This is a genomic window from Pseudomonas sp. IzPS59 (assembly GCF_014863505.1).
In the GTDB taxonomy this organism is placed as follows: domain Bacteria; phylum Pseudomonadota; class Gammaproteobacteria; order Pseudomonadales; family Pseudomonadaceae; genus Aquipseudomonas; species Aquipseudomonas kribbensis.
In genome coordinates this window covers 5,347,634-5,362,614 of sequence record NZ_CP062251.1, presented here as the reverse complement: position 1 = coordinate 5,362,614, position 14,981 = coordinate 5,347,634, and the positions used below count along the sequence as shown (strand labels likewise).

General features: G+C 58.1%; 13 protein-coding genes and 1 rRNA gene. 10 read left to right on the top strand and 4 right to left on the bottom strand.

The window, feature by feature from the left end:
- Nucleotides 1-10: 10 nt before the first annotated feature.
- The 3 genes from IF189_RS24015 to IF189_RS24005 all read right to left on the bottom strand — a co-directional run bounded on the left by IF189_RS24015 (nt 11) and on the right by IF189_RS24005 (nt 2,495).
- Nucleotides 11-283, bottom strand: a complete 273-nt coding sequence (locus IF189_RS24015; RefSeq protein WP_003228231.1) for a TfoX/Sxy family protein — start codon at nt 281-283, stop codon at nt 11-13.
- Nucleotides 284-502: 219 nt separating this feature from the next.
- Nucleotides 503-847 carry a pentapeptide repeat-containing protein gene (locus tag IF189_RS24010; RefSeq protein ID WP_085712138.1) on the bottom strand — a complete coding sequence of 115 codons (345 nt, stop codon included), beginning with the start codon at nt 845-847 and terminating at the stop codon, nt 503-505.
- Nucleotides 848-938: 91 nt separating this feature from the next.
- Nucleotides 939-2,495 (bottom strand): AAA family ATPase, encoded by a 1,557-nt coding sequence (locus IF189_RS24005; protein WP_134828125.1) that lies wholly within the window; start codon nt 2,493-2,495, stop codon nt 939-941.
- Nucleotides 2,496-2,612: 117 nt separating this feature from the next.
- On the opposite strand from IF189_RS24005, the gene mrcB reads away from it, so the two are divergent.
- The 3 genes from mrcB to IF189_RS23990 are packed head-to-tail and all read left to right on the top strand — an operon-like array spanning nt 2,613 to nt 6,041.
- Nucleotides 2,613-4,937 carry a penicillin-binding protein 1B gene (gene mrcB, locus IF189_RS24000; protein WP_085712136.1) on the top strand — a complete coding sequence of 775 codons (2,325 nt, stop codon included), beginning with the start codon at nt 2,613-2,615 and terminating at the stop codon, nt 4,935-4,937.
- Between the two features lie 16 nt (nt 4,938-4,953).
- A complete protein-coding gene (locus IF189_RS23995; protein WP_134828124.1) occupies nt 4,954-5,706 on the top strand; it encodes a tetratricopeptide repeat protein in 753 nt (250 codons plus the stop codon).
- Entirely contained in the window at nt 5,706-6,041 is a 336-nt protein-coding gene (locus IF189_RS23990) for a YqcC family protein (RefSeq protein WP_192552364.1), read from the top strand. The genes IF189_RS23995 and IF189_RS23990 overlap by 1 nt, the downstream gene beginning before the upstream one ends.
- An 18-nt stretch (nt 6,042-6,059) precedes the next feature.
- Here IF189_RS23990 and IF189_RS23985 read toward each other — a convergent pair whose 3' ends face one another.
- Nucleotides 6,060-6,476, bottom strand: a complete 417-nt coding sequence (locus IF189_RS23985; RefSeq protein ID WP_192552363.1) for a DUF4124 domain-containing protein — start codon at nt 6,474-6,476, stop codon at nt 6,060-6,062.
- Nucleotides 6,477-6,876: 400 nt separating this feature from the next.
- Between IF189_RS23985 and IF189_RS23980 the strand changes: the two genes are divergently transcribed.
- The 7 genes from IF189_RS23980 to IF189_RS23950 all read left to right on the top strand — a co-directional run bounded on the left by IF189_RS23980 (nt 6,877) and on the right by IF189_RS23950 (nt 14,943).
- The gene (locus IF189_RS23980) at nt 6,877-8,601 is read left to right on the top strand and encodes an acetolactate synthase 3 large subunit (RefSeq protein WP_134828122.1); all 1,725 of its coding nucleotides are present in this window, start codon (nt 6,877-6,879) and stop codon (nt 8,599-8,601) included.
- A gap of 2 nt (nt 8,602-8,603) precedes the next feature.
- Entirely contained in the window at nt 8,604-9,095 is a 492-nt protein-coding gene (gene ilvN / locus IF189_RS23975) for an acetolactate synthase small subunit (RefSeq protein WP_003205610.1), read from the top strand.
- 48 nt (nt 9,096-9,143) lie between these two features.
- Nucleotides 9,144-10,160, top strand: a complete 1,017-nt coding sequence (gene ilvC, locus IF189_RS23970; RefSeq protein WP_007959661.1) for a ketol-acid reductoisomerase — start codon at nt 9,144-9,146, stop codon at nt 10,158-10,160.
- A gap of 147 nt (nt 10,161-10,307) precedes the next feature.
- On the top strand, nt 10,308-11,165 hold the full coding sequence (pssA, locus tag IF189_RS23965) for a CDP-diacylglycerol--serine O-phosphatidyltransferase (RefSeq protein ID WP_085712132.1): 858 nt from the start codon (nt 10,308-10,310) through the stop codon (nt 11,163-11,165).
- Between the two features lie 63 nt (nt 11,166-11,228).
- On the top strand, nt 11,229-12,242 hold the full coding sequence (msrP, locus tag IF189_RS23960; RefSeq protein ID WP_192552362.1) for a protein-methionine-sulfoxide reductase catalytic subunit MsrP: 1,014 nt from the start codon (nt 11,229-11,231) through the stop codon (nt 12,240-12,242).
- Complete coding sequence (gene msrQ, locus IF189_RS23955) at nt 12,242-12,865, top strand: protein-methionine-sulfoxide reductase heme-binding subunit MsrQ (protein WP_134828120.1); 624 nt, start codon at nt 12,242-12,244, stop codon at nt 12,863-12,865. The genes msrP and msrQ overlap by 1 nt, the downstream gene beginning before the upstream one ends.
- A gap of 541 nt (nt 12,866-13,406) precedes the next feature.
- Nucleotides 13,407-14,943 (top strand): 16S ribosomal RNA (locus IF189_RS23950).
- Nucleotides 14,944-14,981 lie beyond the last annotated feature (38 nt).

The following is a 14,981-nucleotide window of genomic DNA, read 5'->3' as shown; positions in this document are numbered from 1 at the left end:
TGGGTGCCCGTCAGTTCTTGTGGCGAGAGGAAATGGCTTCGAGCTGTTTGTTCAGAGCGTCCTTGCGTTCGGCGGGAATGTCGTTCCAGTGCACATCCATCAACGCCCCTTCGATCGCATATAACAACACCTTCGACGCCCGGAACCCGCGCGTGCGCACGGCCCGATAGGCATCCACGGCGCCCAGGCGACGCAGATCCGAGGCGCTGTGGATGCCCACGGCATGCAGCCATTGCGCCGACGTCTTGCCAAGATTCTTCAGGTGTTGCAGTTCATCATTCATCAAGCCTCCTTGCGACGGCCGAATGGTGCGTGGGCGATCATCTCAGGAGTGTAGCCATCAGTAGGAAAAGCGTGGTTGTTTGGTCGGATTCGACGCAAAAGCTTCTAAGAAAGGTCAGGTTTTCACTGAAGGATCAGGATGGGGAGGGCGCGAAAAAGCACGAATAGCACACAGTCCAGCGCAAAGCGGGGGCGCTGGATGGGTTGGCCTTTCGCAGGCTTAGCGGGTGCGATAGCGCAGGCGGGTACCGAAATTCATCGACATCAGAATTTCATCTGCACTCAGCTCCGGCGGGAAGTAAGCACCGGAAATCTGTGCGTGGGCCAGGCTCGCACCTTCAAGGGATGCGTTACGAAAGTCGATGCCGCGCAGATCAGCGGAACGGAAGTAGGCGTCCCGGAAATCCACGCCATCGGCGTTCAGTTCACGCAGGTCGAGGCCACGGAAGTCACCGCCGACCATGTCGATCGGGCCATCTTTCGGGCGTTCTTTGTTGAAACCGGTAATGTCGTCTTTGTGCAGCAAGGCATAAAGCGGGGTGTCGAGAAGTTTCGGCTGGCTCATGTCAGATCACCTGTTGGTTTTATGACGCCAGTATAGTGCCACTATTTGACGGCCGTGAAGCGAGCGAGGGCTTCACGGCCGAAATAGTTTCTTACAGACCTGGCAGGCGCTGGCGGATTTGCGCCACGACAGTGTCCAGGGTGCCGGATTCGTTGGTCTGCACGCGTTTGCTGCGCAGGATTTCCTCAGGGGTCAGCGCTTCACGATTGGCTTGCTGGGCTTCGATCACGGCCAGAGTGGCGTCGGACGGATCCTTCTTGTCTGCCTGACGAATCGCCAGCCAGCTCTCGATCACCGCTTGTGGCGCGTTGCAATCGAGGATCAGGAACGGCGTGCCGGTGGCCTCGGCAACCTTGGCTGCACTGTCACGCTGTTCGCGCTTGAGGTAAGTGGCATCGATCACCACCGGGAAACCGGCATGCAGGATCACTTCGGCGATTTCATGCAGGCGAGCATAGGTCGCTGTGCTGGCGTCGGCGCTGTAAATCCCGGCCTGAACATCATTGGCGACGGTTTGCTCGCCGAACAGACGCTTGCGTTCAACATCGGAACGCAGGCGAATGGCGCCCAGCGCCTCGACCAGACGCATGGCCACGTGGCTTTTGCCTACCGCGGATACGCCGTGGGTGATCGCCATGAAACGCGAAGGAATGGTGCTGTAGCTTTCTGCCAGGTTGGCGTAGTTGCGGTACTGGCGCAGGGTGGTGGCGCGCTGCACCGGCGTCGCGTCCGCAGGCATGCTGAACAGCGCAACTTTCGCGCGGACCAGTGCACGGTAAGCCTTGTAGAAGTTCAAAACTTCCAGGCCCTGGTAGTCACCGGTCAGCTCCAGGTACTGGCTGATGAAACGGCGGGCCAGGGACTTCAGACCGCGGTCTTCCAGGTCCATCGCCAGGAAGCCGGTGTCGGCCCAGACGTCGGTGAAGCGGAACGGCTCGTTGAATTCGATGCAGTCGAAGATCACCACTTTGCCGTCGATCAGCGTGGCGTTGCCCAAGTGAATGTCACCGTGGCATTCGCGGGTGAAACCTTCGGCCTTGCGCTGGGCGAACAGCGGCTTCAAACGTTCGAAGCTGCTTTCGGCCCAGGCTTGCAGGGCATCCAGTTGCAGCAGGTCGGCTTTGTCGCTGAGGAACGGCAGGATCTGCTCGAAGTTCTGGCGAACCGGCGCCATCACGCTTTCCGGAGTACCGGCATCGTGCTCGGCCGGGACTTTCGGCGCGCTGAGGTGGAAACGGGCAATCTGCTCGGCCATTTCGTCGATGTGCGTGGTGGTCAGCTCGCCGTTGGCCTGCAGGGTGCTCAGCAGGCCGGTCTGCGGGAACTGGCGCATTTTCAGCACGTATTCGATGGCCGGGCCTTCGCCACCCAGTTGCGGGGCTTCGACAGTGCCGGTGACTGGAATCACTTCCAGATACAAATCTTCGGTCAGGCGCTGGTTGAGGCGCAGCTCTTCGCCACAGAAGTGCTCGCGGGATTCGAGGCTGGTGAAGTCGAGAAAGCCGAAGTTCACCGGCTTCTTCACTTTATAAGCGTAAGGACCGGTGAGCAGGACCCACGAGATATGGGTTTCGATGACCTGAAACCCTTCGACAGGGTGCGCAAACAGGGCAGGGTTTTGCAGGGCGGCGATCAGGGACTGGCTCACAGGCGATCCTTCAGAGACTGGGGAAATTCGAGGCCGCCATTATGGCCGCTCGCCAGCCCGACGCAAACCTCGGAGCGCTCCTGTTGAGTATGAATAAAGTGCGTATAATCCGCCGCCATGACTCGTACTCGATCCCCCCGCACTCCTAAAAAACCACCTTCCCGGGGCCTGCGCCCATGGTTGGGCTGGGCCCTGAAACTCAGTCTGGTCGGCCTTGTGGTGCTGGCCGGCTTCGCCGTTTACCTCGATGCCGTGGTGCAGGAGAAGTTCTCCGGCAAGCGCTGGACCATCCCGGCCAAGGTATACGCGCGGCCGCTCGAGCTGTTCGTCGGGCAGAAGCTGAGCAAGGACGACTTCCTCACCGAACTCGATGCCCTGGGCTATCGCCGCGAAGCCGTGAGCAATGGCCCCGGCGCTGCAGCCGTCAACGGCAATACCGTCGATCTGAACACCCGTGGTTTCCAGTTCTATGAAGGTCTGGAGAAACCGCAGCCGGTGCGCGTGCGATTCTCTGGCGACTATGTGGCCGAGCTCTCGGCGACGAACGGTTCGAAGCTGTCGGTGGTGCGTCTGGAGCCGCTGCTGATCGGCGGGATCTACCCGAAAAACCTTGAAGACCGGATTCTGATCAAGCTCGATCAGGTGCCGCCATACCTGCTGGAAACCCTGGTCGCCGTGGAAGACCGGGATTACTACAGTCACTGGGGCGTCTCGCCGAAGTCGATTGCCCGGGCCATCTGGGTCAACACCTCCGGCGGCAAGATGACCCAGGGCGGCAGTACGCTGACCCAGCAACTGGTCAAGAACTTCTACCTCACCAACGAACGCAGCCTGACCCGCAAGCTCACAGAAGCAATGATGGCGATGCTGCTTGAGCTGCATTACGACAAGAAGGAAATTCTTGAGGCTTACCTCAATGAAGTCTTCGTCGGTCAGGATGGCCAGCGTGCGGTGCACGGTTTCGGTCTGGCCAGCCAGTTCTTCTTCGGCCAGCCATTGTCCGAGCTGAAACTGCATCAGGTCGCGCTGCTGGTCGGCATGGTCAAGGGCCCTTCCTATTACAACCCGCGCCGCAACCCGGAGCGGGCGCTGGAGCGACGTAACCTGGTGCTCGACGTGCTTGAGCAACAGGGTGTCGCCACCGCCGAGCAGGTCGAAGCCGCGAAGAAAATGCCGCTGGGCGTGACCTCGCGCGGCAAGCTGGCCGACAGCTCGTTCCCGGGCTTCATCGACCTGGTCAAGCGCCAGTTGCGTGAAGACTACCGCGACGAAGACTTGACCGAGGAAGGTCTGCGGATCTTCACCAGTTTCGACCCGATCCTGCAGATGAAAGCCGAAGCCTCGGTGAATGACACCTTCAAGCGACTGTCCGGCCGCAAGGGCGCCGACGATGTGGAAGCCGCAATGGTCGTGACCAATCCGGAAACCGGTGAAGTCCAGGCGATGATCGGCAGCCGTCAGGCCAGTTACGCCGGGTTCAACCGGGCACTGGATGCGGTGCGGCCGATCGGCTCGCTGGTCAAACCTGCGGTTTATCTGACCGCACTGGAAAAGCCGAGCCAGTACACGCTCACCAGTTGGCTGTCGGATGATCCGCTTTCCATCAAGGGCGCAGACGGTCAGGTCTGGAAACCGCAGAACTATGATCGTCGCTCCCACGGTACGGTGTTCCTCTATCAAGGGTTGGCGCACTCCTACAACCTGTCGACCTCGCGTCTCGGGTTGGCAGTAGGCGTTCCGAATGTCCTCAAGACCATCGGGCGCCTGGGTGTGACCCGTGAGTTCCCGGCGTTCCCGTCGATGTTGCTGGGTGCCGGTGGCATGACGCCGATCGAAGTGGCGACCATGTACCAGACCCTCGCCAACGGTGGCTTCAATACGCCGATGCGCGGGATTCGCAGCGTGCTGACCGCCGAGGGCGAGCCGCTCAAGCGTTATCCGTTCCAGATCGAGCAACGTTTCGATCCGGCCTCGATCTACCTGATCCAGAACGCCATGCAGCGCGTGATGCGTGAAGGTACCGGCAGCTCGGTTTACAACGTATTGCCCAAGACCCTGACACTGGCCGGCAAGACCGGTACCAGTAACGATTCGCGTGACAGCTGGTTCGCCGGTTTCAGCCAGGATCTGCTGGCAGTGGTCTGGCTCGGCCGCGACGATAACGGCAAGACACCGTTCACCGGTGCCACCGGTGCGTTGCAGGTCTGGACCAGTTTCATGCGCAAGGCCGACCCGCTGCCACTGGACATGCCGCAGCCGGACAACGTGGTGCAGGCGTGGGTCGATTCGCGTACCGGCCAGGGCTCCGATGCCAACTGTCCGGGCGCCGTGCAGATGCCGTATATTCGCGGCAGCGAACCGCCACCCGGCGCCTCCTGCGCAGGCGAAAGCCCGGCCTCGAGCGAGTCGGTGATGGATTGGGTCAAGGGCTGGATGAATTAAGCGAAGAGGGTTTCAAGTGAACAAGTGGTTGATTCCAGCGGTGACCGCCGTGGCTTTGCTCAGCGGCTGCTCCACCGTACAGCGTGGTTCGATTCCGGTTGTGGATTCCGGCACCACCGTGTCCAACAGCGAACGTCTTTCGGCCAACGGCGGCTTCCGCAAGACGACGGTGAAACGACCTGTGCAGGGTCAGGCGCAATCGCAGGCCATCCCGCAAGGCGATACCGGTGTAGTGGTCATGGTTCCTGGTGGCGCTGCGGCTTCGGCACCGATCAGCAGCTCGCCGATCGTTCCGGGCCCGGCGTCCGGCGGTATCACCGCAGGGCCGTACAACCCTTCGCCGGTCGAATCGGCACCGATCAGCTCCGGCAGCTACAGCATGCCTTCGACGCCTAGCGGCATTCCTTCGGCCAGCAGCGGCGGCGGTCTGTCTGCCGATGAGCAACTGGACGGTCCGGTGCTTGCCTTGCTGAGCACGGCGCAGCAACAGCAGGCCGGCGGCGACCTCAACGGCGCGTCCTCCAGCCTTGAGCGCGCTCAACGCGTAGCCCCGCGTGAGCCGCAAGTGCTTTACCGTCTGGCACAGGTGCGCATGGCGCAGGGTGATGCCCCGCAAGCCGAGCAAACCGCCCGCCGCGCGCTGACCATGGCCAATGGTCGTCCGGACTTGCAGGCCAGCCTGTGGGAACTGATCGCTCAGGCGCGTGAGAAACAAGGTGATTCCGCCGGCGCCGCACTGGCCCGTCAGAAGGCCAAGGTTTCGCTGTGATGGACGCTCGCTTTTCGAAAGTCGCCGATCAACTGTTGTTGATCGAGCGCGAACTGCGTGCCCAGGGCTGGTGGGATGACGTCCAGCCTTCGGTCGAAGCCTTGAGCAGTGTCGAGCCGTTTTCGGTCGACACCCTCGATTTCGAGCAGTGGCTGCAATGGATCTTCCTGCCGCGGATGAAGATGATCCTCGAACAAGATCTGCCATTGCCCAACGCCTCGGGCATTCAGGAAATGGCCGAAATGGTCTTCGCCCAACGCAATCTGCAGGGCAAGGATCGGCAGCTTCAGGTATTGCTCAAAGAATTCGACCTGCTGATCACTGCTTCGCGCTGAACGGCCGGCTGCCAGTGATCACTGGCAGTTTTCGGCGATCTGTTTCTGCGTCTCTGCGATACGCTCCTGACGTTGCGTATCGCTCAGCCGGCGCAACTCTCCCTCGGTCTCTTCCCTCAGGCGCGGATTGTTCTGCAACTGCGCCAGGTTCGTGCGTGCCTGTTCACAGAAGGTCTTGAGCTGGGCCTGTTGCTCTGCGACCTGTTTCCTGACCTTGTCGTCGATGGTTTTCTGATCGCCCAGCGCGCCGCTGCCGGGCATCGCAGTTGAGCGCGTAGAGGGCGAGGGCGGCGTTTGCAGGGTGGTCGCCGATTGCCCCTGCGGCGGCTGCGCATCGAAGTGCGTGACACCTTGGGCATCGACCCATTTGTAGATCTGACCGGCCATGCACCAGGGGCTGAGGCCGATCAGCAGTATGACGAGGAGCGTTCGCATGCTGATTCCTTGGCAAAATTGCGCAATTGACGCTAACAGAGTAGCGCTTTTCAGGTTTTTTCTTGCGTTCTCATGTGCTTACCCACAATTAAGCACATTGACGGCTTGACTTGGAGAGGGCGAAACAGAAGAATCCAAAGTCCGCTGTACAGGGACTGCCAGAAGCAGACCCTCTCGGCAGATCATGAGGCGCATATCCGCGTCGACCTGTTACACCCGCAACGCGTTACCTCGCGCTGGGTGGGAAAGGCCCGCAACACTTGGGACGATCCCAATACTTGCTCAGTCAGTGCTGACGTAGTCGGCGACCACCGTCGCTCATGCTCTGCCGAGAAGTAAACCTATTAAGACCCGTTCGCCTTTTTGTGGACGGTATTCTGGCGTTTTAGAGGTGAACAACGTGGAGCTTTTATCTGGCGGTGAGATGCTCGTCCGCTTCTTGCGTGACGAAGGCGTCAAATATATCTACGGGTACCCGGGTGGTGCTCTCCTTCATGTTTACGATGCCCTGTTCAAAGAACCGGAAGTGACCCACATCCTGGTTCGTCACGAACAAGCGGCTACCCATATGGCTGACGGCTACGCCCGTGCCACCGGTAAAGCCGGCGTGGTATTGGTGACTTCCGGCCCAGGCGCCACAAACGCCATCACCGGTATTGCCACGGCCTACATGGACTCGATTCCAATGGTGATCATTTCCGGTCAGGTGCCAAGCACCATGGTCGGCACCGACGCGTTCCAGGAAACCGACATGATCGGTATCTCCCGGCCGATCGTGAAGCACAGCTTCATGATCAAGCACGCTTCGGAAATCCCGGAAGTCATGAAGAAAGCCTTCTACCTGGCGCAATCCGGTCGTCCGGGCCCGGTCGTGGTCGATATCCCGAAAGACATGACCAACCCGGCCGAGAAGTTCGAATACATCTTCCCGAAGAAAGCCAAACTGCGTTCCTACAGCCCGGCCGTTCGCGGTCACTCCGGGCAAATCCGCAAGGCAGCAGAAATGCTCCTGGCGGCCAAGCGTCCCGTGCTGTACTCCGGCGGTGGCGTGATTCTGGGCAACGGTTCCGCGCCGCTGACCGAACTGGCGCAAATGCTCAACCTGCCGGTCACCAATACCTTGATGGGCCTGGGTGGCTACCCTGGCACTGACCGTCAGTTCATTGGCATGCTCGGCATGCATGGCAGCTACACCGCGAACCTGGCGATGCACCATGCCGACGTGATCCTGGCGGTCGGTGCGCGTTTCGACGATCGCGTGATCAACGGCGCGCCGAAGTTCTGCCCGAACGCCAAGATCATTCACATCGATATCGACCCGGCTTCGATTTCCAAAACCATCAAGGCTGACGTGCCAATCGTTGGCCCGGTGGAGAGCGTCCTGACCGAAATGGTCGCGATCCTCAAGGAAATCGGCGAAACCCCGAACAAGGAAGCGGTCGCCAGCTGGTGGAAGCAAGTCGACGAGTGGCGCGGTGATCGCGGCCTGTTCCCTTATGACAAGGGCGACGGCAGCAAGATCAAGCCGCAGACCGTGATCGAAACCCTGTGCGAAGTGACCAAAGGCGACGCCTTTGTGACCTCCGACGTGGGCCAGCACCAGATGTTTGCTGCGCAGTACTACAAGTTCAACAAGCCGAACCGCTGGATCAACTCCGGTGGCCTGGGCACGATGGGCTTCGGTCTGCCAGCCGCCATGGGCATTGCCTTGAGCTTCCCTGAGTCTGACGTCGCGTGCGTCACCGGCGAAGGCAGCATCCAGATGAACATCCAGGAGCTGTCGACCTGCCTGCAATACGGTTTGCCAGTGAAGATCGTCATCCTGAACAACGGTGTTCTGGGCATGGTGCGTCAGTGGCAGGACATGAGCTATGGCAGCCGCCACTCGCATTCGTACATGGAATCGCTGCCTGATTTCGTCAAGCTGGCCGAAGCCTATGGTCACGTCGGCGTGCGCATCACCGAATCGAAAGATTTGAAGTCGAAGATGGAAGAAGCGTTCGCCCTGAAGGATCGCCTGGTCGTGATCGATATTTCGGTCGACACCAGCGAGCACGTCTACCCGATGCAGATCAAAGACGGCTCGATGCGCGATATGTGGCTGAGCAAGACGGAGCGTACCTAATCATGCGGCACATTATTTCCTTGCTTCTGGAAAACGAACCCGGTGCTTTGTCTCGCGTAGTCGGCCTGTTCTCGCAGCGCAACTACAACATCGAAAGCCTGACCGTGGCGCCAACCGAAGACCCGACCCTGTCGCGTCTGACGCTGACCACTGTCGGCCACGATGAAATCATCGAGCAGATCACCAAAAACCTGAACAAGCTGATCGAAGTGGTCAAGCTGGTGGACCTGTCGGAAAGTGCTCACATCGAGCGCGAACTGATGCTGGTCAAGGTCAAGGCCACTGGCGCCCAGCGCGCCGAGATCAAACGCACCACCGATATCTACCGTGGACAGATCGTCGACGTCAGCGCCAGCGTGTATACCGTTCAACTGACCGGTACCAGCGACAAGCTCGACAGCTTCATTCAGTCCATCGGCACCGCATCGATTCTGGAAACCGTCCGCAGCGGCGTTACCGGTATTGCCCGCGGCGACAAAGTACTCAGCATCTAAACCAAATTAGCGATTGGCCTGAACGGCCTGGATATAAAGGGGAAATTCATGAAAGTTTTCTACGATAAAGACTGCGACCTGTCGATCATCCAGGGCAAGAAAGTTGCCATCATCGGTTACGGCTCCCAGGGCCACGCTCAAGCGTGCAACCTGAAAGACTCCGGTGTCGACGTTACTGTCGGTCTGCGTAAAGGTTCGGCCACTGTTGCCAAGGCAGAGGCCCACGGCCTGAAAGTGACCGACGTGGCTGCCGCTGTTGCCGGCGCCGACCTGGTCATGATCCTGACCCCGGACGAGTTCCAGTCCCAGCTGTACAAGAACGAAATCGAGCCGAACATCAAGAAAGGCGCCACCCTGGCCTTCTCCCACGGCTTCGCGATCCACTACAACCAGGTTGTTCCGCGTGCCGACCTCGACGTGATCATGATCGCGCCGAAAGCACCGGGCCACACCGTACGTTCCGAGTTCGTGAAGGGCGGCGGTATCCCTGACCTGATCGCGATCTACCAGGACGCTTCGGGCAACGCCAAGAACGTTGCGCTGTCCTACGCCGCCGGCGTGGGTGGTGGTCGTACCGGCATCATCGAAACCACCTTCAAGGACGAGACCGAAACCGACCTGTTCGGCGAACAAGCCGTTCTGTGCGGCGGTACCGTTGAACTGGTAAAAGCCGGTTTCGAAACCCTGGTTGAAGCTGGCTACGCGCCGGAAATGGCCTACTTCGAGTGCCTGCACGAACTGAAACTGATCGTTGACCTCATGTACGAAGGCGGTATCGCCAACATGAACTACTCGATCTCCAACAACGCTGAATACGGCGAGTACGTGACTGGTCCGGAAGTGATCAACGCCGAATCCCGTCAGGCCATGCGCAACGCCCTGAAACGTATTCAGGACGGCGAATACGCCAAAATGTTCATCAGCGAAGGCGCAACCGGCTACCCTTCGATGACCGCCAAGCGTCGTAACAACGCCGCTCACGGTATCGAAATCATCGGCGAGCAACTGCGCTCCATGATGCCGTGGATCGGTGCCAACAAGATCGTCGACAAAGCCAAAAACTAAGTCTTCGACCCTTGTAAGAAAAAACGCGGCCTCGGCCGCGTTTTTTCGTATGGGCGGGCGGTTCTGGTATAAAGCTGCATCGTTTGTGGCCGAACCGTCGTCCCAGACACCTGTCGAAAATGTCCAATCCGTTGCAAGGTAATGTCCATGAGCGAACGTCCCGAAGAGCCGAACCAGGCTTCAGACGCCGAAAGCCTGCTGCCCATCGATGAACATGTCGAAGAAGGGCATGACGCAGAAGGTCGTAAAGTCCGGCATCGTGGTATCTATCTGCTGCCGAATCTGTTCACCACTGCGAACCTGTTCGCGGGGTTCTATTCCATCATCAACTCGATGAGTGCCCAGGCCGCCTTGAGCGCCGGGGATTCGGCGAATGCGAGCAAGTACTTCGCCTTCGCGGCCATCGCGATCTTCGTCGCCATGGTGCTCGACGGCCTCGATGGTCGTGTGGCACGCATGACCAACACGCAAAGTGCATTCGGTGCCGAGTACGACTCGCTGTCGGACATGGTTGCCTTTGGCGTCGCGCCGGCATTGCTGGCATTCGGCTGGGCCCTGGGTGACATGGGCAAGGTCGGCTGGATGGTCGCCTTCATCTATGTGGCGGGTGCGGCGTTGCGTCTGGCGCGCTTCAACACTCAGGTCGGCACTGCCGACAAGCGCTACTTCATCGGCCTGGCCAGCCCGGCAGCTGCCGGTGTGGTGGCGGGGATTGTCTGGGCGTTCAGCGATTACGGTATCCAGGGGTCGAAGATGTCGTTCCTGGTTGCATTGATGGTAGCGGCTGCCGGCATGCTGATGGTCAGCAACATCAAATACAACAGCTTCAAGGAGCTGGATCTGAAAGGGCGCGTGCCATTCGTTGCGATTCTGGCGGTGGTGCTGGTGTTCGCCGTGGTGTTCAGTGATCCTCCACGTATCCTGCTGCTGGTGTTCCTCGCCTATGCGGCTTCGGGTCCGGTGCAATACCTGTTGCATCTTCGTCGCCACAAAAACGTCGAGTGATGTAATTTCCCTCATACTCCGCAGTCTATGGGTGCATCTGTCCTCCAAAACTGCGGAGTTGTCATGCTGATCAAATTCCCCAAAGCGTCCGACTGCCACGAGTCGGACGTCACGCCTGAATCCATTTATCTCTCTCGCCGACAATTGCTCGGTGCTACGGCGGCTGGCCTGGCTGTGAGCAGTCTGCCGCGTTGGGCCAGTGCCGAAGAGGCTGCCCGTTATGCCGATGTCGAGCCCGGACATGCGCCCGCCTGGTTTGCCGAGAAGCAGCCTTCCATTAAATGGGGGGCCGTGAACGTCAAGGATGAGGCGATCACGCCCTATAAGGACGCGACCCACTACAACAACTTCTATGAGTTCGGCACTGACAAGGGTGATCCGGCGGCGAATGCCGGATCGCTGAAGACCGAACCGTGGAGTGTGGTGGTGGACGGGGAGGTGGGTAAGCCGGGGCGTTATGCACTGGAAGACTTCATGAAACCTTACCAGTTGGAGGAGCGCATCTATCGCCTGCGTTGTGTCGAGGCGTGGTCGATGGTGATTCCCTGGATCGGCTTTCCCATTTCGGCGCTACTCAAGCAGGTCGAGCCAACGTCCAGCGCCAAATACATCCGTTTCGAAACCTTGCAGGATCCCAAGAGCATGCCGGGACAGCGCTCGGGATTTGCTCTGATCGACTGGCCTTATGTAGAAGGCCTGCGTCTCGATGAGGCGATGAATCCGTTGGCGATCCTGGCTGTGGGCATGTACGGCCGGGAATTGCCAAATCAGAACGGCGCGCCGTTGCGTCTGGTGGTGCCGTGGAAGTATGGCTTCAAGAGTGTCAAATCTATCGTGCGGATCAGTCTTGTCAGTGAACAGCCAAAAACGACATGGCAAAGCATTGCGGCGGATGAATACGGCTTCTATGCGAACGTGAACCCGACGGTCGATCACCCTCGCTGGACTCAGGCTCGGGAGCGACGCCTTCCCAATAGTCTGTTCAAGCCGAATGTGCGTGATACGCAGGTGTTCAACGGCTACTCGGACGAAGTCGCTTCTTTATATACAGGGCTCGATCTGCGGAAGAATTACTGATGCGATATCCGTTCTGGCGTGTGAGCGTTTTTATTGCGGCGGCTATCTGGCCGTTGTGGTGGTTCTATCAGGCCTTTGAGGATCTGCTTGGGCCGGATCCCGGAAAAGTGCTGGTCGATCGGCTTGGGCTTGGCACGCTGGTATTGCTGTTGATTACTTTGAGCATGACGCCCCTGCAGAAGCTTACGGGGTGGGCAGGGTGGATCGCTGTGCGCCGGCAGTTGGGGCTCTGGTGTTTTGCGTATGTGGTTTTGCATTTGTGCAGCTATATGGCATTCATCCTGGGATTTGACTGGTCGCAACTGGGCGTTGAGTTACGCAAACGTCCGTACATTATTGTTGGCACGCTGGGGTTTTTGGGGTTGCTGGCATTGGCGGTGACGTCCAATCGTTATAGTCAGCGTCGTTTGGGTGGGCGCTGGAAGAAATTGCATCGCCTGGCGTACGTGATTCTCGGGCTTGGATTGCTGCATATGCTGTGGATTGTGCGGGCAGACCTTAAGGAGTGGGCGGTTTATGCCTTTATAGGTGGGTTGCTTCTTGTGTTGCGACTACCACCGGTGGCTCGCCGAATCCCGCGTTTGCCAGGTAAAAGGCAGGTTTTGCAAGAAAAGCGAAATTAAGGGTTGACGGCAGATTCTGGAGGCCTATAATTCGCCCCACTTCCGGCGCAGTCGAAGCGGAAAACTCCTTGAAATTCAATGAGTTATGTAGGTTTCGATAGCGAGTTGCTTCAGATCATCGAAGCCTGGAAAGAGTTGGAAATGCCGGTTTGTCTGGCGCTTTCAACGGTTCGGTCTTCTCGATCGAAAGCGGAGAAAAAGAGGTGTTGACAGCAGCGTGTAACGCTGTAGAATTCGCCTCCCGCTAACGAGAGATCGGAAGCGCAAGTGGTTGAAGTTGTTGAAGAAATCTTCGAAAACTTCTGAAAATAATCACTTGACAGTAAATGAGGCTGCTGTAGAATGCGCGCCTCGGTTGAGACGAAAGATCTTAACCAACCGCTCTTTAACAACTGAATCAAGCAATTCGTGTGGGTGCTTGTGGAATCAGACTGATAGTCAACAAGATTATCAGCATCACAAGTTACTCCGCGAGAAATCAAAGATGTAACCAACGATTGCTGAGCCAAGTTTAGGGTTTCTTAAAAACCCAAAGATGTTTGAACTGAAGAGTTTGATCATGGCTCAGATTGAACGCTGGCGGCAGGCCTAACACATGCAAGTCGAGCGGATGAAGGGAGCTTGCTCCTGGATTCAGCGGCGGACGGGTGAGTAATGCCTAGGAATCTGCCTGGTAGTGGGGGGCAACGTTTCGAAAGGAACGCTAATACCGCATACGTCCTACGGGAGAAAGCAGGGGACCTTCGGGCCTTGCGCTATCAGATGAGCCTAGGTCGGATTAGCTAGTTGGTGAGGTAATGGCTCACCAAGGCGACGATCCGTAACTGGTCTGAGAGGATGATCAGTCACACTGGAACTGAGACACGGTCCAGACTCCTACGGGAGGCAGCAGTGGGGAATATTGGACAATGGGCGAAAGCCTGATCCAGCCATGCCGCGTGTGTGAAGAAGGTCTTCGGATTGTAAAGCACTTTAAGTTGGGAGGAAGGGTTGTAGATTAATACTCTGCAATTTTGACGTTACCGACAGAATAAGCACCGGCTAACTCTGTGCCAGCAGCCGCGGTAATACAGAGGGTGCAAGCGTTAATCGGAATTACTGGGCGTAAAGCGCGCGTAGGTGGTTCGTTAAGTTGGATGTGAAATCCCCGGGCTCAACCTGGGAACTGCATCCAAAACTGGCGAGCTAGAGTATGGTAGAGGGTGGTGGAATTTCCTGTGTAGCGGTGAAATGCGTAGATATAGGAAGGAACACCAGTGGCGAAGGCGACCACCTGGACTGATACTGACACTGAGGTGCGAAAGCGTGGGGAGCAAACAGGATTAGATACCCTGGTAGTCCACGCCGTAAACGATGTCAACTAGCCGTTGGGAGCCTTGAGCTCTTAGTGGCGTAGCTAACGCATTAAGTTGACCGCCTGGGGAGTACGGCCGCAAGGTTAAAACTCAAATGAATTGACGGGGGCCCGCACAAGCGGTGGAGCATGTGGTTTAATTCGAAGCAACGCGAAGAACCTTACCAGGCCTTGACATCCAATGAACTTTCCAGAGATGGATTGGTGCCTTCGGGAACATTGAGACAGGTGCTGCATGGCTGTCGTCAGCTCGTGTCGTGAGATGTTGGGTTAAGTCCCGTAACGAGCGCAACCCTTGTCCTTAGTTACCAGCACGTTATGGTGGGCACTCTAAGGAGACTGCCGGTGACAAACCGGAGGAAGGTGGGGATGACGTCAAGTCATCATGGCCCTTACGGCCTGGGCTACACACGTGCTACAATGGTCGGTACAAAGGGTTGCCAAGCCGCGAGGTGGAGCTAATCCCATAAAACCGATCGTAGTCCGGATCGCAGTCTGCAACTCGACTGCGTGAAGTCGGAATCGCTAGTAATCGCGAATCAGAATGTCGCGGTGAATACGTTCCCGGGCCTTGTACACACCGCCCGTCACACCATGGGAGTGGGTTGCACCAGAAGTAGCTAGTCTAACCTTCGGGAGGACGGTTACCACGGTGTGATTCATGACTGGGGTGAAGTCGTAACAAGGTAGCCGTAGGGGAACCTGCGGCTGGATCACCTCCTTAATCGACGACATCAGCTGCTCCATAAGTTCCCACACGAA

Bases quoted from the DNA above. Each gene is read 5' to 3' on its own strand.
- IF189_RS24015 (WP_003228231.1), bottom strand. From the start codon at position 283: ATGAATGATGAACTGCAACACCTGAAGAATCTTGGCAAGACGTCGGCG.
- IF189_RS24010 (WP_085712138.1), bottom strand. From the start codon at position 847: ATGAGCCAGCCGAAACTTCTCGACACCCCGCTTTATGCCTTGCTGCAC.
- mrcB (WP_085712136.1), top strand. From the start codon at position 2,613: ATGACTCGTACTCGATCCCCCCGCACTCCTAAAAAACCACCTTCCCGG.
- IF189_RS23990 (WP_192552364.1), top strand. From the start codon at position 5,706: ATGGACGCTCGCTTTTCGAAAGTCGCCGATCAACTGTTGTTGATCGAG.
- IF189_RS23985 (WP_192552363.1), bottom strand. From the start codon at position 6,476: ATGCGAACGCTCCTCGTCATACTGCTGATCGGCCTCAGCCCCTGGTGC.
- ilvN (WP_003205610.1), top strand. From the start codon at position 8,604: ATGCGGCACATTATTTCCTTGCTTCTGGAAAACGAACCCGGTGCTTTG.
- ilvC (WP_007959661.1), top strand. From the start codon at position 9,144: ATGAAAGTTTTCTACGATAAAGACTGCGACCTGTCGATCATCCAGGGC.
- pssA (WP_085712132.1), top strand. From the start codon at position 10,308: ATGAGCGAACGTCCCGAAGAGCCGAACCAGGCTTCAGACGCCGAAAGC.
- msrP (WP_192552362.1), top strand. From the start codon at position 11,229: ATGCTGATCAAATTCCCCAAAGCGTCCGACTGCCACGAGTCGGACGTC.
- msrQ (WP_134828120.1), top strand. From the start codon at position 12,242: ATGCGATATCCGTTCTGGCGTGTGAGCGTTTTTATTGCGGCGGCTATC.